The sequence below is a fragment of the Streptomyces nigra genome (genome assembly GCF_003074055.1).
GTDB classification, from domain to species: domain Bacteria; phylum Actinomycetota; class Actinomycetes; order Streptomycetales; family Streptomycetaceae; genus Streptomyces; species Streptomyces nigra.
Map to the genome: position 1 here is coordinate 6,847,361 of NZ_CP029043.1, position 15,021 is coordinate 6,862,381.

The 15,021-nt window shown below is 74.3% G+C and carries 11 protein-coding genes; 8 read left to right on the forward strand and 3 right to left on the reverse strand.

All coding sequences use genetic code 11. The annotated features are described in order from the left end of the window. Nucleotides 1-500 precede the first annotated feature (500 nt). From DC008_RS31515 to DC008_RS31540, 6 genes are all read left to right on the forward strand, one after another. Nucleotides 501-1,847: a S1 family peptidase gene (locus DC008_RS31515; RefSeq protein ID WP_108709899.1), complete on the forward strand. Its 1,347-nt coding sequence runs from the start codon at nucleotides 501-503 to the stop codon at nucleotides 1,845-1,847. Between the two features lie 154 nt (nucleotides 1,848-2,001). Then, nucleotides 2,002-4,458 carry a SpoIIE family protein phosphatase gene (locus DC008_RS31520; protein WP_108709900.1) on the forward strand — a complete coding sequence of 819 codons (2,457 nt, stop codon included), beginning with the start codon at nucleotides 2,002-2,004 and terminating at the stop codon, nucleotides 4,456-4,458. 84 nt (nucleotides 4,459-4,542) lie between these two features. Further along, the gene (locus tag DC008_RS31525; protein WP_108710956.1) at nucleotides 4,543-5,610 is read left to right on the forward strand and encodes a glucose-1-phosphate thymidylyltransferase; all 1,068 of its coding nucleotides are present in this window, start codon (nucleotides 4,543-4,545) and stop codon (nucleotides 5,608-5,610) included. Further along, complete coding sequence (rfbB, locus tag DC008_RS31530; RefSeq protein ID WP_108709901.1) at nucleotides 5,607-6,590, forward strand: dTDP-glucose 4,6-dehydratase; 984 nt, start codon at nucleotides 5,607-5,609, stop codon at nucleotides 6,588-6,590. The genes DC008_RS31525 and rfbB overlap by 4 nt, the downstream gene beginning before the upstream one ends. After that, on the forward strand, nucleotides 6,587-7,468 hold the full coding sequence (gene rfbD / locus DC008_RS31535) for a dTDP-4-dehydrorhamnose reductase (RefSeq protein WP_108709902.1): 882 nt from the start codon (nucleotides 6,587-6,589) through the stop codon (nucleotides 7,466-7,468). The genes rfbB and rfbD overlap by 4 nt, the downstream gene beginning before the upstream one ends. After that, nucleotides 7,455-8,258, forward strand: coding sequence for a class I SAM-dependent methyltransferase (locus tag DC008_RS31540; RefSeq protein WP_108709903.1), 804 nt, complete (start codon nucleotides 7,455-7,457; stop codon nucleotides 8,256-8,258). Before rfbD ends, DC008_RS31540 begins: the two co-directional genes overlap by 14 nt. A 34-nt stretch (nucleotides 8,259-8,292) precedes the next feature. On the opposite strand, the gene rfbC is transcribed toward DC008_RS31540, so the two are convergent. Together rfbC and DC008_RS31550 are read right to left on the reverse strand one after the other, a co-directional pair. Then, complete coding sequence (gene rfbC, locus DC008_RS31545; protein WP_108709904.1) at nucleotides 8,293-8,898, reverse strand: dTDP-4-dehydrorhamnose 3,5-epimerase; 606 nt, start codon at nucleotides 8,896-8,898, stop codon at nucleotides 8,293-8,295. 3 nt (nucleotides 8,899-8,901) lie between these two features. Beyond that, on the reverse strand, nucleotides 8,902-10,824 hold the full coding sequence (locus tag DC008_RS31550) for a glycosyltransferase family 2 protein (RefSeq protein ID WP_108709905.1): 1,923 nt from the start codon (nucleotides 10,822-10,824) through the stop codon (nucleotides 8,902-8,904). A 324-nt stretch (nucleotides 10,825-11,148) separates the two neighbouring features. On the opposite strand from DC008_RS31550, the gene DC008_RS31555 reads away from it, so the two are divergent. Then, on the forward strand, nucleotides 11,149-11,649 hold the full coding sequence (locus tag DC008_RS31555; RefSeq protein ID WP_108709906.1) for a metallophosphoesterase family protein: 501 nt from the start codon (nucleotides 11,149-11,151) through the stop codon (nucleotides 11,647-11,649). 9 nt (nucleotides 11,650-11,658) lie between these two features. Here the strand turns inward: DC008_RS31555 and DC008_RS31560 are convergent, their stop codons facing one another. Beyond that, complete coding sequence (locus tag DC008_RS31560; RefSeq protein ID WP_108709907.1) at nucleotides 11,659-12,777, reverse strand: XdhC family protein; 1,119 nt, start codon at nucleotides 12,775-12,777, stop codon at nucleotides 11,659-11,661. A 225-nt stretch (nucleotides 12,778-13,002) separates the two neighbouring features. Here DC008_RS31560 and DC008_RS31565 point away from each other — a divergent pair, with 225 nt between their 5' ends. Beyond that, nucleotides 13,003-14,994: an elongation factor G gene (locus tag DC008_RS31565; RefSeq protein WP_108709908.1), complete on the forward strand. Its 1,992-nt coding sequence runs from the start codon at nucleotides 13,003-13,005 to the stop codon at nucleotides 14,992-14,994. The last annotated feature ends 27 nt before the right edge of the window (nucleotides 14,995-15,021 follow it).

A 15,021-nucleotide genomic window follows, 5' to 3' on the forward strand; every position in this document is an offset into this window, starting at 1 on the left:
ACAGCATCGGCGCGTACCGGCTGTCGCGCCTGCCCCCCGGGCGCCGGCGGGGACGGCGGCGAAAGCGACACTCCGGCCCCAAGGGGGTGACCGGCGGTAGCGCCCGGTGCGGAACCCCGGCCCACGGTGACTTGGTTGAGTATTGAATGTGCAGATTCACTGAAGCTGGGATTCCGCTCCTGATTCGCGACTGACCGCGATCGATCGACTGCGGACGGTGTCTGCCCGAACCGGGTCCGCCTCTCGCCCCGCAGACACCCATTCGCGCTCCCGCGCGTGGCCGCTTCGGCACCCCGAGATCCGCGCCCGGCGCGTGGCCGCTTCGGCACCCCGAGATCCGCGCCTGGCGCGTGGCCGCTCCGGCACCCCGAACGACGCTTCTGCGAACGGAGTTGAACACTCCGGCCGCCCGGCGCGTACCAACTGCCAACCAGGCGCCCGAGAAACAGCCGCCGGACGAACGGCGGCAGCAGACCCCGTCCCCCAGGAGGTCGAGAAGTTTGAGTCACAAGCGAATGCCGAAGCGCAAGGCCGCGATAGCCGCGGGCGGCGTGGCGGCGCTCGGAGCGGCGGCGATCCTTCTGCCGAACGCCAACGCGTCGCAGGACGCCGCACCGGACGCCGCAGCCGCCCCCAAGACCCTGAAGGCGGCGGACGCCTCGGATCTCGCCTCGCGCCTCGCGGGACTGCTCGGCGACTCCTTCGCCGGCTCGTACTACGACGCCGGCAGCAAGCAGCTCGTGGTGAACGTCGTGAACGGCGACGACAACGAGGTGGTGGTGCAGGCCAAGAAGGCGGGCGCCAAGGTCCGTGAGGTCGCCAACAGCCTGGCCGAGCTCAAGACGGGCGCGCAGACCCTGAAGTCCGAGGCGACCATCCCCGGCACGGCGTGGGCGGTCGACCCCAGAACGAACAAGATCGTCGTCACCGCCGACAGCACGGTCACCGGCCGGAACTGGGACCGCCTCGAGTCCACCGTCGAGAGCCTCGGCTCCGGCGTGGCGAGCGTCAAGAAGTCGGCCGGCACCTTCAAGACCTTCCTCTCCGGCGGCGACGCCATCTTCGCGGGCGGCGCGCGCTGCTCCGCGGGCTTCAACGTCACCGCGGGCGACGGCAGCCCGGCCTTCCTGACCGCCGGTCACTGCGGGGTCGCGGCCGAGCAGTGGTCCGACGCCCAGGGCGGGCAGCCCATCGCCACCGTCGACCAGGCCACGTTCCCGGGTGCCGGAGACTTCGCGCTCGTGAAGTACGACGACCCGGCGACCCAGGCGCCCAGCGAGGTCAACCTCGGCCAGCAGACGGTCCCGATCAGTCAGGCAGCGGACGCCACGGTCGGCCTCCAGGTCTTCCGGATGGGCAGCACGACCGGTCTGAGCGACGGTCAGGTCACCGGCCTCGACGCCACCGTGAACTACCCCGAGGGCACGGTCACCGGGCTCATCCAGACCGACGTGTGCGCCGAGCCCGGCGACAGCGGCGGCTCCCTGTTCACCCAGGACGGACTGGCGATCGGCCTCACCTCCGGCGGCAGCGGCGACTGCACCGTCGGCGGCGAGACCTTCTTCCAGCCGGTGACGACCGCCCTCGCGGCCGTCGGCGCCACCCTGAACGGCGACGCCGCGGGCGGAGCGGGCGCCGGTGACGCAGGAGCCGGTCAGGACGCGGGCGCCGGTGCGGGCGAGGAGGCCGGAGCCGGCCAGGACGCGGGTGCGGGCGCCGGCGAGGAGGCCGGAGCGGGCCAGGACGCGGGTGCCGGCCAGGACGCCGGGAACGGAGCCGCGAACGGCAACGCCAACGGCGGTGGCCACGGCCTCGGCGAGATCGTCGGCAACGGCGTCGGGAACTGACGCGGGGGCACCCCTGAACGGATCCGCGTGATCCACCCGGGCACGACGGCGGTCCGGCCCTCCGGCGGGAGGGCCGGACCGCCGTTCGCCGTCCCGCCGCCCCGGCCGCGCGGAACCGTCACAGGGGCTGCGCACGTGGCGTATCGGCGCTGTAATGGCGAACGTGGTCGGAGAGGGCGCTACGCGGGGCAGGACGGGGAACAGGCGTGTCGAGGACGTCCTGAAGGCACTCGCCGCCGAGCCCGATCCGGCCGGGCGGTCGCGCCGGGTCCTCGAACAGGCGCTCGTCTTCTGCGGCGCCTCCCTGGCCGCCCTCTACACCCCGGACGACGCCGGCGAACTGCTCTGCGTCAACGAGTCCGCGGGCGTGCCCCGGTCCCTGTACGGCCTGCGGGACGGCTACACCCTCAACGGTCCCTCCCCGGCCGCCGACGCCCACCGCACCGGTCGCCCCGTCTGGCTCGGCCCCCGGGACCTCGCCGGCTTCGCGGAGGCCCGGCGCACACCGGCCTGCGACCACTTCCTGGCCGCGCTGCCCGTCCGCGGCGAGGGCGCCACCGGGTGCCTGCTGGCCGTCACCGAGCACCCCGACGGCTTCGACGACACGCAACGCGAGTGTCTGGAACTGATCGCCGGCGCCGTCACCCTGCCCGCCCCGCCCGTCGCCGAGACCGGCGGCGAACTGCCCCCCGACGCGTTCAGCCTCGCCGTGGACAGCGGTCATGTCGAGGTCGGCGCCGACCTCCTGCGGCTGTTCGGGCTGACCCCTGCCGCCTTCGACGGCAAGGTGGAGACCCTGCTGGGCCTGACCGTCCCGGACGACCTGCCCGCGCTGATGTCCGTCGTCGAGGCCGACCACATGTCCATCGGCGACCGGGAACTGGAGTTCCGCGTCGAGCAACCCGCGGGACCGCCCCGCTGGCTGCGGCTGCGCGGCCGTCTGCTGCCCGGCGGCGAGGGCCGGCCCGCCCGGCTCGTCGGCACCGTCGCCGACGCCTCCACCCTGCGTCCCGAGGTCACCGACGTCGCCCGCGTCCAGCGCCTGGCCGCCGCCCTCGCCACCGCCGGGACCGTCCGCGACGTCAGCCACGCCGTGGTCACCGCCCTGCGCGAACCCCTGCGCGCCGACCGCATCGCGCTCGCCGAACTGGAGCACGACCGGCTCGTCGTCACCGTCCTCGACCCGCCCGACCCGGAGTCCTGGCCCGCGCTGTGGCGCCTGGAATGGCGCACCGAGTGGCCCGACGCACCCGTGCGCGCCATGCCGACGCTCGCCGCCGCCCTGCGCGAGGGACGCGCCCAGATCTGGCCGGCCGGGGCCCCGCTGGAACCCGCCCTCGCCGACGTCGGCCCCGGCGGCCTCGCCGTGCTCCCGCTGCCCGCGAGCGGCACCATGGCCGGCGCGTGCCTGATCGGCTGGGACACCCCGCACCAGTTCGGGCCCGACGAACGCGCCCTGCTCACCGCCTCCGCCGGGCTAGCCGGCCAGGCGCTGCTGCGCGCCCGTGCCTTCGACGCCGAGCACGAACTCGTCGGCATGCTCCAGCGCCAGCTGCTGCCCCGCCGGCTGCCCCGGCTGCCGGGCGCCGAGGCCGTCGCCCGCTATCTGCCGACCACCGCCGGGCTCGAGGTCGGCGGCGACTGGTACGACGTCATCCCGCTGCCCGACCACCGGGTCGCCCTCGTCATCGGCGACGTACAGGGGCACAGCGCGGCCGCCGCCACCCTCATGGGCCAGATGCGCACCGCGCTGCGCGCCTACGCGGCCGAGGGACACCCGCCCGACGTCGTCGTCCACCACGCCAACCGGCTGCTGATGGACATGGAGACCGACCTCTTCGCCACCTGCTGCTATGTGGAGGTGGACCTGGAGGAGGGCTCCGCCTGGTGCGTACGGGCCGGACATCCGCCGCCCGTGCTGCGCCACCCGGACGGCGGCACCGAGGTCGCCGAGGCCGACGGCGGCCCGCCCCTCGGCGTGCTGCGCGAAGCCGTCTTCCCGATGAGCCCGCTGCGGCTGCGCCCCGGCACCGTCCTCGCCCTCACCACCGACGGCCTCGTGGAGTCCGCGGACGCCGACATCGACACCGGCATCGAACGGCTCGCCGCCGCGCTCTCCGTCGCCGACCCCGCCCACCTCGGACTCGTCGCCGACGGGCTGCTCGTCGGGGCGCACCGCGACGACGACATCGCCCTGCTCCTGATGCGCTACGACGGCATGGCCGTACGGCCGCTGCGTGAGACGTGGGCCGTGTGGCGGGTCCCCGAAGCGGTCGGCCACGCCCGCCGGTTCACCCGGCGCACCCTGCGCGCCTGGCAGGTGCCGCCGCAGGACCGGGACACCGCCCTGCTCGTCGTGTCCGAACTCGTCACCAACGCCCTCGTGCACACCGACGGACAGGTGCGCCTCGACCTCACCCTGGTCGGCCGGAGGCTGCGCGTCGCCGTCGCCGACTCCTCGCCGCGCACCCCGGTCCGGCCGACCAGCATCAGCTGGGAGGCCACCGGCGGACGCGGCATCCTGCTGGTCGAGGCGATGACGACGGCCTGGGGGACCGTGCCCGTCAGCGGCGGGAAGCAGGTGTGGTGCGAGCTCGCGCTCTCCGGATGACACCGGCACGAACCGCCGGGGGCGCCCAGAACAAGCCAGTCCCGACAGCCTCAAATCGGCGGAATCGGGGCTATGGTGAAGCAGATGAAGGCTCTCGTGCTGTCCGGTGGCGCCGGTACGCGCCTGAGGCCGATCACGCACACCTCGGCCAAACAGCTGGTCCCGGTCGCCAACAAGGCCGTGCTGTTCTACGGGCTGGAATCGATCGCCGCGGCCGGCATCACCGAGGTCGGTGTGATCGTCGGCGACACCGCCCGGGAGATCCAGGACGCCGTCGGCGACGGCTCCGCGTTCGGCCTGAACGTCACCTACATCCCGCAGGAACGTCCGCTGGGTCTCGCGCACGCCGTGCTCGTCGCCCGTGACTGGCTGGGCGACGACGACTTCGTGATGTACCTCGGCGACAACTTCATCGTCGGCGGCATCACCGGCGTCGTCGACGCGTTCCGGCGCACCCGCCCCGACGCCCAGATCCTGCTCACCCGGGTCAAGGACCCCCGCCCCTTCGGCGTCGCGGAACTCGACCCCGACGGACGGGTCGTCGGCCTGGAGGAGAAGCCCCGGCACCCCAAGAGCGACCTGGCCCTGGTCGGCGTCTACCTGTTCACGCCCGTCATCCACGACGCCGTCCGCGCCGTCACCCCGTCCTGGCGCGGCGAGTTGGAGATCACCCACGCCCTGCAGCACCTCATCGACGCGCACGCCGACGTACGCAGCACCGTCATCGAGGGCTACTGGAAGGACACCGGGAACGTCGCCGACATGCTGGAGGTCAACCGGACCGTCCTGGAAGGGCTCACCCGACGGATCGACGGCGAGGTCGACGAGCGGTCGCAGACCGTCGGCCGGGTCGTCGTCGAGGAGGGGGCGCGCATCGTCAACTCCCGCATCGTGGGCCCCGCCGTCGTCGGCTCCGGCACCGTCGTGGAGGACTCCTACGTCGGCCCGTTCACGTCCATAGCGGAGAACTGCCATGTCGCCGACAGCGAACTGGAGTTCTCCATCGTGCTGCGGGACTCCTCCATCCACGGCGTGGGCCGTATCGAGTCCTCCCTCATCGGCCGGCATGTCGAGGTCACCCCCGCGCCCAGTGTGCCCAGCGCCCACCGCCTCGTCCTCGGCGACCACAGCAAGGTGCAGATCCACACATGAACGTCCTCGTCACCGGCGCCGCCGGCTTCATCGGCTCCGCGTACGTCCGCGCCCTGCTCGCCCGGCGCTCCGCCGACGCGCCCCACGTCACCGTGCTGGACAAGCTCACCTACGCCGGAAGCCGGGACAACCTGCCCGCCGACCACCCCCGGCTGACGTTCGTGCGCGGCGACATCCGCGACACCGCCCTCGTCGACAAGCTGATGGCGGAGGCCGGCCAGGTCGTGCACTTCGCCGCCGAGTCCCACGTCGACCGGTCGATCACCGGCGCCCGCGACTTCGTCCTCACCAACGTCGTCGGCACCCAGGTCCTCCTCGACGCCGCCCTGCGGCACGGCGTCGGCCCCTTCGTGCACATCTCCACCGACGAGGTCTACGGCTCCCTCGCCACCGGCTCCGCCCGCGAGGACGACCCCCTGCGGCCCAGCTCGCCGTACTCCGCCTCCAAGGCCTCCGCCGACCTGCTCGCCCTGTCCTACCACCGCACCCACGGCCTCGACGTGCGCGTCACCCGCTGCTCCAACAACTACGGCCCGCGCCAGTTCCCCGAGAAGCTGATCCCGCTCTTCGTCACCCGCCTCCTCGACGGGCACACCGTGCCCCTGTACGGCGACGGGCGCCACGTCCGCGACTGGCTGCACGTCGACGACCACTGCCACGGCGTCGAACTCGTCCGCACCCGGGGCCGCCCCGGCGAGACCTACAACATCGGCGGCGGCACCGAACTCAGCAACAAGGAGCTGACCGCACTGCTGCTGGACGCCTGCGGCGCCGGCTGGGACCGCGTGGAGCACGTCGAGGACCGCAAGGGCCACGACCTGCGCTACAGCGTCGACTGGACCAAGGCCCGCACCGAACTCGGCTACCGGCCGCGCCGCGACTTCACCACCGGTCTCGCCGAGACCGTCGCCTGGTACCGCGAGAACCGCGCCTGGTGGGAGCCGCTGACCCGGCGCGCGGGGGAGGAGGCAGGGGGATGAGGTGGCTGGTCACCGGGGCGGGCGGCCTGCTGGGCCGGGACACGGCCGCCGCACTCCGCGCGCAGGGCGAACCGGTGACCGCGCTCGGCCGCGCCGCCCTCGACATCACCGACCCCGCCGCCGTGGACCGCGCCCTCGCCGCCCACCGGCCCGCTCTGGTCGTCAACTGCGCCGCCTACACCGCCGTCGACGACGCCGAGCACGACGAGGAACACGCCCTGCGCGTCAACGCCGAAGGCCCCCGCGTCCTCGCCCGCGCCTGCGCCGCGCACGGCGCCCGGCTGCTCCACGTCTCCACCGACTACGTCTTCGCCGGGGACGCCCGCGCCCCCTACCCCGAGGACCACCCGCCCGGCCCCCGCACGGCGTACGGGCGCACCAAACTCGCCGGGGAACGGGCCGTGCTCGGCGAACTCCCGCACGCCGCCGCGGTGGTGCGTACCGCCTGGCTGTACGGCGTCCACGGCCCCAGCTTCGTGCGCACCATGATCCGGCTGGAGGCGAGCCGCGACACCGTCGACGTCGTCGACGACCAGCGCGGCCAGCCCACCTGGAGCGCCGACCTCGCCCGGACCCTCGTCCGGCTGGGCCCGCGCGTGGGCCATGACGTCACCGGCGTCCTGCACGCCACCAACGCCGGTGAGGCCACCTGGTACGAGCTGGCCCGCGAGGTGTTCGCCGGCCTCGGCGCCGACCCCGCACGAGTGCGCCCGGTCGGCGGTGCCGCCTTTCCCCGGCCCGCGCCCCGCCCCGCGTACAGCGTCCTCGCGCACGGCCGGCTGCGACGGCTCCGCCTGCCGCCGCCGCGCGACTGGCGCGCCGCCCTGCACGAAGCCCTGCCCGAGATCCGCGAGGAGACCCTTCGTGAAACGCCATGAGTTCCTGAAGGAACTGCACAAGGTCAGCGGCAACCGCACCTATCTGGAGATCGGCGTCAACGACGGCCGCAGCCTGCGCCTGTCCCGCGTACCCAGCGTCGCCGTCGACCCCGCCTTCAAGGTCGTCACCGAACTCCGCTGCGACGTCCACCTCGTCCGGGCCACCAGCGACGACTTCTTCGCCCGCCCCGACCCGCTGATCCACCTCAAGGGCGGCCGGCACCCGCTGCGCAACCTCCGCCGCGGCCGTCACCCGCTCGGACATTGGCGCCGCCCCGTGATCGACCTGGCGTTCATCGACGGCATGCACCTGTTCGAGTACGCGCTGCGGGACTTCATGAACATCGAGCGGTACGCCGACTGGACGAGCGTGATCGTCTTCGACGACATGCTGCCGCGCACCACCGACGAGGCGGCCCGCGACCGGCACACGGACGCCTGGACCGGCGACGTCTTCAAACTCGCCGACATCCTGGCCCGGCACCGCCCCGACCTGCTCGCCGTCCCCGTCGACACCCGGCCCACCGGCCAGCTCGTCGTCCTCGGCGCCGACCCCCGCAGCACCGTGCTGCGCGACCGGTACGACGAGATCGTCGCCGAGTACGACGTCCCCGACCCCCAGAAGGTCCCCGAGACCGTCCTCGACCGCACCGGCGCGGTGGCCCCGCGAACCCTGCTCGACGCGGGCTTCTGGGGCCCATTGATTCGCGCCCGGCGCCTGGGCCTGCCGCGCACCCGGGGCTGGGAGCCCCTGCGCGCGGCGGTGGAACGGGCGGTCGCCCCCCGGTAGCCCCCCGGTGGCCCTTCGGTGCCCTGAGGCGCCCTCAGCCCGGCTCCCCACCCCGCGCCCGCGCGTACCGCTCCCGGCACGCCTGGTACGACGGCAGGAGCCCCGCCTCCTGGGCCTCGGCCAGCGAGGGGGCCCGCGCGTCCTTCGGGGAGAGGACCGGCGTGAGCCCGTCCGGCCAGGTGATGCCGAGCGCCGGGTCGAGGGCGTCGACGGTGTGCTCGCGGCGCGGGTCGTACCCGGTCGAGCACAGGTAGACCACGGTGGCGTCGTCGGTGAGCGCCATGAAGGCGTGCCCGAGCCCCTCGGCGAGGAACACCGCACGCCGGCCGCCGTCGTCCAGACGCACCGCCTCCCACTGCCCGAACGTGGGGGAGCCGACGCGGATGTCGGCCACCACGTCGAGGACGGCGCCGCGCACACACGTCACGTACTTGGCCTGTCCGGGCGGCACGTCCGCGTAGTGCAGGCCGCGCAGCACGCCCCGCCGGGAGACCGAGCAGTTCGCCTGCGCCAGGGCCAGGTCGTGACCGGTGGCCTCGCGGAACTCCTCACCCCGGTACCACTCGTGGAACGTGCCCCGGTCGTCCTCGAACACCTGGGGTTCGAGGACCCACGCGCCGTCGATCCCGAGGGGCCGCATCCGTCACCCCCTCCGGGCCCGGACCCGGGCACGCAGCCGGGCCGCCGTCCGCCCCAGCGTCGTCGCGCGCAGTCGCCGCCGCAGCGGGCCCCGGCCGGGCGCCCGGACCACGCGGGCACCCCCGGCCCGCACCCGGAGGGCGACGGGCAGCGGAAGGAATCGCGCCCCCGGTACACCGAGCGCGAGGCGCCACCTCCCGCCGCGCAGCCCGTCGAGCGGCACGTCCGCGACGAGGAGGGCGCCCGTGCCGTACGGGCTCAGGACGGCCGGTACGTCGCGACGGGTGCCGGACGCCTCCAGGCGCAGGTACGCCTCGACGCCGCCGCCGGGCACGTGCAGCGGGAGCCGGACGCGCAAACGGCCGTCCGTGACGTCGGCGTCGTCCGGGGTGAGCGTGCCGAGCCCGACGCGCCGGGTGGCCCGGTCGACGTCCAGGGCGAGACACGCGTGCGGGGACGTCCAGTACGGCAGGACCGTACGACCGCCCGACAGCGCGGCCAACGGGGCGGGCCGGTCCGTGCCGGGCGCGGGGCCCAGCCGGCACTCCTTCGTCCAGCCGCCCAGCTTGACCCGAACCACCGAGTCCCACAGCCCGGCACCGGCGAGTTCGGCCGGATCGACCGTGGCCCGCGCGCGCAGCACCAGCCGGAACCGGTCGCCGTCGCCCGCCGGCACCCGCTCCCGGGTGACCTCCACCGGCTGGAAGTACTGGGCGCCGCCCGCGCGTTCGCGCAGCAGGAGATCGGCGCCGGCCTGCCCGAACCGGGCCACGGTGTCCGCGCCGACCCACTCCACGGCCGCCGCAAGGTCCTCCGGCGGCCCGTCGAGCGGCGTGGGGGCCGAGCCGGGGGAGAAGGTCATCGGCGCCCCCGCGACGGTGTACTCGGCGGTGAACCCGACCTTCAGCACGCCGTCCTCCCACTCCACCCGGCCGGGGTGCGCGGTCAGGGCGACGCCGCCCTCCCAGGCGGCGAACTCCTCCACGGCGTCGTAGCGGTCGGCGGCGATCAGCGCGGCGACGATCTGCTGCGTGGGCTGCAGCCCGGCCGCGACTCCCGGCCCGAAGCGCTCCACGACGACCTCGTGCATCTGCGTGAACAGCTCCCGCCGGTGGTCGGGCGGCAGATCGAGCAGCCGGCGCCCGCGCATCCGCTCGACCATCTCCACCCGCAGCCACCGCCGGAACAGCCGGTCCCGCAGCGGACCGGGCTCGGTGTACCGCTCGACGACGTCCAGGGCCTCGCGGAGGTTCTTGAAGTAGCCGGCCGGATCGATGCGCTGGAAACCGGCGTTGGAGGAGTCGTCGCGCCGGACGTGGTAGTAGCAGACGTAGCCGCCGAGCACCGCGACGTTGCCCGCCCGCAGATACGCCTCGGTGACGAAGACGTGGTCCTCCAGTCGCCGTCGGCCCTCCGGGAAGCGCAGACCGGTCGCGTCGAGGAACGCCCGGCGGAACATCTTGTGCGGGGTGAGGCTGTCGATCAGCGGGGCGTTCGCCACGGTGGCGCGCGGGCGATCGCGGCGGAACAGCTCCACCGGCACCCCCCGGCCCCGCCCGGCCATCTTGCCGACGACCACATCGGCGTCATGGGCCGTGCCGTAGGCGTACATCCGCTCCAGGGCCTCGTCGCCCAGATGGTCGTCGTTGTCCACGAACATCACGTAGGTGCCGCGCGCGGCGGCGATCCCGACGTTGCGCGGCCTGCCCGACCAGCCGGAGTTCTGCTGGTGGAACACCCTCACCCGGGGGTCCGCGGCGGCCAGTTCCTCCAGCCGCTCCCCGGTGCCGTCGGTGGAGCCGTCGTCGACGAAGATCACCTCGTACTCGTCCGGCGGCAGGGACTGCCGCAGCAGGGACGCCACGCACTCCTCGATGTGCGCCCCGGGGTTGTACACGGGGACGACCACGCTCACCTTGACCGGCATCGGCCTCCGAGCCCCCTCCCGTCGCCGGGCGTTTGCGTCAGGTTACGGCCTTCGTGGCCGGAAGCCAGCCCTGTGCACCGTATTCGTCCGGTACGGGACGACACCCGGGAGGCGCGGGGAGTCCCGGCGCGGCCCAGGGGCGCCGGTCAAGGGGCTGTCCCGTCATTCCCGGCGGGCGCGCGGCGCCGGCTACGGCACCTCGCCGCGTTGTCGGGTCGTCCGCATACATCCGGTATGCGGACGGCCCTCCGCCTTGCGATGCACCGCATCTGACGCCGCGCGCTGATCCACCGGGAATGACGGGACAGCCCCTAGCCTGGCGGCGTGCGTCTGCTCCTGATGTCCGACACCCATCTGCCCAAGCGCGCCAAGGCCCTGCCCGAGCCGCTGCTCGCCGAACTCCCGCACGCCGACGTGGTGTTCCACGCCGGGGACTGGGTGGACACGGCCACGCTGGACCTGCTGGAGAGCCGCAGCGCACGGCTCGTCGCCGTGTACGGCAACAACGACGGGCCCGGGCTGCGGGCCCGCCTCCCCGAGGTCGCGCGGGCCGAACTCGGCGGGCTGCGCTTCGGCGTCGTCCACGAGACCGGCGCCGCCCAGGGCCGCGAGGCGCGGTGCGCGGCCCGCTTCCCCGACCTCGACGTCCTCGTCTTCGGGCACAGCCACATCCCCTGGGACACGACGGCCGCCACGGGGCTGCGGCTGCTCAACCCCGGTTCCCCCACCGACCGGCGCCGCCAGCCGTACTGCACGTACATGACGGCGACCGTCGACGCGGGCGCCCTCACGGACGTGGAGCTGCACCGGCTGCCGCGCCGCTGACCTCTCGCGTCACCCGCCGGGCGGGCCGTCCCGCCGTGGATGGACGGCCCCGTCCGTCGCGGTCAGCGGCCTCCCGCTGCCGCCCCAGCGCAGCGCGACGATCTCGGCGGCCACGGACACGGCGACCTCCTCGGGCGTACGGGCGCCCAGGTCGAGCCCGACCGGTGAGCGCAGCCGCCCCAACTCGGCCTCGCCGAGCCCCGCTTCGGCCAGCCGCCGCATCCGGTCGTCGTGCGTACGGCGGCTGCCCATCGCCCCGATGTACGCGGCCGGCCGGCGCAGCGCCACCTCCAGGAGCGGCACGTCGAACTTCGGGTCGTGGGTGAGGACGCAGATCACCGTGCGCCCGTCGGTGTCCGTACGGCCGAGGTGGCGGTGCGGCCAGTCGACGACCACCTCCGCCTCCGCCGGGAACCGCTCCGGTGTGGCGAAGACCGGGCGGGCGTCGCACACCGTGACCCGGTAGCCGAGGAAGACACCGATCCGCGCCACCGCCGCCGCGTAGTCGATCGCGCCGAACACCAGCATGCGCGGCGGCGGCGCGAACGAGTGCAGGAAGACGGCGACCGCGTCCTCGCGCCGCTCGCCGTGCGGCCCGTAGTGCCGCATCCCCGTGGCCCCCAGGGCGAGTTCACCGCGCGCGTCGGCGGTGACCGCCGCGTCGAGGCCGGACGCCCCCAGCGTCCCCGCGACCCGGTCCGGCCACACCGCGAGCGAGGCTCCGCGCGGCGCGGGCCCGTCGGCCACCGTCGCCACGGTCACCGGGCGGCCCGCCGCCACCGACCCCGCCACCTCGCCGAACACCGGATCGCTCGTGGACGTCACCGGGCGCAACAGCAGTGTGATCTCACCGCCGCAGGTCAGCCCCACCGCGAAGGCGTCCGCGTCGCTGTACCCGAAGGTCTCGAGGCGGGCCTCGCCGCTCGCCACGACCTCCTGGGCCAGCTCGAAGACCGCCCCCTCCACACAGCCGCCGGACACGCTGCCCACGACCTCGTCCCCGGGGCCCACGGCCATCGCCGCGCCGGGGTCGCGCGGGGCGCTGCGGCTGGTGGCGACCACCGTGGCCAGCCCGAACGGCAGCCCGGCCGTGTACCAGCCCGCGGCCACCGGGAGGATCTCCCGCATCGCCCGCTCCTCTCACCGCCGCCCCGCAGGGCACCTTTCGGCACCACCACGATCGCACCGGGTGCCGCCGCGCGCCGGTCGCAAAACCCGTTGCCGCCCGAGCGCCGTTCTGCTGCACTGATCCGGCACGAACGACCGACGGAGAGGAACCAGGAGCCATCATGCGCCGAGCGTCCATGTCCCCCCAGGCAGGAACCACTCCCTCGCAAAAGGACATGACGCTTCGTGCACGTACTGAACCTCGGGATCCTCGCCCATGTCGACGCCGGTAAGACCAGCCTGACCGAGCGCCTCCTGCACTCCGCGGGAGTGATCGACGAACTCGGCAGCGTCGACGCCGGGAACACCCGGACCGACACCCTCGCGCTGGAGCGCCGGCGCGGCATCACCATCAAGTCGGCCGTCGTCTCCTTCGCCCTCGGCGACGCGACCGTCAATCTCATCGACACCCCCGGCCACCCGGACTTCATCGCCGAGGTGGAGCGGGTCCTCGGGGTGCTCGACGGCGCGGTCCTGGTCGTCTCCGCCGTCGAGGGCGTCCAGCCGCAGACCCGGGTACTGATGCGCACCCTGCGCCGGCTGCGCATCCCCACCCTGGTGTTCGTCAACAAGATCGACCGGCGCGGCGCCTGCCCCGACCGCGTGCTGCGGGCCGTACGCGAACGGCTGACCCCGGCCGTCGTCCCGATGGGCACCGCCCACGGCCTCGGCACCCGCGCCGCCCGCTTCGTCCCCGCCGCCCCCGGCCCGGACGCGCTGGACGTGCTGGCCGAGCTGGACGACTCCCTGCTCACCGCGTACGTCGAGGACCGTGTGTCCCCGGACGACGTCCGCGCGGCCCTCGCCGACGGCACCCGGCGGGCCCTCGCCCACCCGGTGTACTGCGGCTCCGCCCACACCGGGGCCGGCGTGGACGCGCTGATCACCGGGATCAGGGACCTCCTGCCCCCGGCGGACGGCGACCCCGGCGGGCCGCTCTCGGGCACCGTCTTCAAGGTCGAACGGGGTCCGGCGGGCGAGAAGATCGCCTACGCGCGCCTGTTCTCCGGCACCCTCCGCGTCCGCGACCGCGTCCCCTTCGGCCCGCCGGCCGGCGAGGACGGCTCCCGCGCCGAGACCCGTGTCACCGCCGTGAGCGTCTTCGACGGGGGCACCGACGCCCGGGCCGACGAGGTGCGGGCGGGCAGGATCGCCCGCCTCTGGGGACTGGCCGACGTCCGCATCGGCGACGCCCTCGGCGCACCCCCCACGACGCACGGGCACCTGTTCGCGCCGCCCACCCTGGAGACGGTCGTCGACCCGGCCGACGGCACCGACCGCCGGGCCCTGCACCGTGCGCTCACCCGGCTGGCCGAACAGGACCCGCTCATCGGGCTGCGCCACGACGAGGTGCGGCAGGAGACCCATGTGTCCCTGTACGGCGAGGTGCAGAAGGAGGTCATCGAGGCCACGCTCGCCGAGGAGTCCGGACTGCGCGTCACGTTCCGCGAGACGACCCCGCTGTGCGTCGAACGGCCGCTGGGCGAGGGCGAGGCGGCCGCGTTCAACCAGAAGGACGGCAACCCGTTCCTGGCCACGGTCGGCCTGCGCGTCACACCCGCCCCGCCCGGCACCGGTGTGCGTTTCGGCCTGGAGGTCGAGCTGGGTTCCATGCCGTACGCCTTCTTCAAGGCCGTCGAGGACACCGTGCGCGAGACCCTCGGACAGGGCCTGTACGGCTGGCGGATCCCCGACTGCGTGGTCACGATGACGCATTCCGGCTACTCGCCCCGGCAGAGCCACGCCCACCAGGGCTTCGACAAGAGCATGTCCAGCACCGGGTACGACTTCCGGGGGCTGACCCCGCTCGTGCTCATGGAGGCGCTGCGCCGCGCGGGCACCCGGGTGCACGAGCCCGTGCACCGGTTCCGGCTGGAGACCCCGGCCGACACCCTGGCGGCGCTGCTGCCCGCCCTCGCCGGGCTGCGCGCGGTCCCGGCGACCACCACGACCCGCGGCACGGTCTGCGAGCTGGAGGGCACGGTGCCGGCGGCCCATGTGCACGCGCTGGAGCAGCGGCTGCCCGGCCTGACCCGCGGCGAGGCCGAGCTGGAGACCGCCTTCGACCACTACGCCCCCGCCCCGCCCGGCGCGGTGCCCCGCCGCCCGCGCACCGACCTCAACCCCCTGAACCGCAAGGAGTACCTGCTGAACCTGACCCGCCGGGTGGGGGTGTGAGCCCCTACCCGGGGGCGCGGTGCCGAG

Excerpts from the sequence above, each read along its gene's own strand:
- DC008_RS31520 (WP_108709900.1), top strand. The coding sequence starts at position 2,002 with ATGGCGAACGTGGTCGGAGAGGGCGCTACGCGGGGCAGGACGGGGAAC.
- DC008_RS31525 (WP_108710956.1), top strand. The coding sequence starts at position 4,543 with ATGAAGGCTCTCGTGCTGTCCGGTGGCGCCGGTACGCGCCTGAGGCCG.
- rfbB (WP_108709901.1), top strand. The coding sequence starts at position 5,607 with ATGAACGTCCTCGTCACCGGCGCCGCCGGCTTCATCGGCTCCGCGTAC.
- rfbD (WP_108709902.1), top strand. The coding sequence starts at position 6,587 with ATGAGGTGGCTGGTCACCGGGGCGGGCGGCCTGCTGGGCCGGGACACG.
- rfbC (WP_108709904.1), bottom strand. The coding sequence starts at position 8,898 with ATGCGGCCCCTCGGGATCGACGGCGCGTGGGTCCTCGAACCCCAGGTG.
- DC008_RS31550 (WP_108709905.1), bottom strand. The coding sequence starts at position 10,824 with ATGCCGGTCAAGGTGAGCGTGGTCGTCCCCGTGTACAACCCCGGGGCG.
- DC008_RS31560 (WP_108709907.1), bottom strand. The coding sequence starts at position 12,777 with ATGCGGGAGATCCTCCCGGTGGCCGCGGGCTGGTACACGGCCGGGCTG.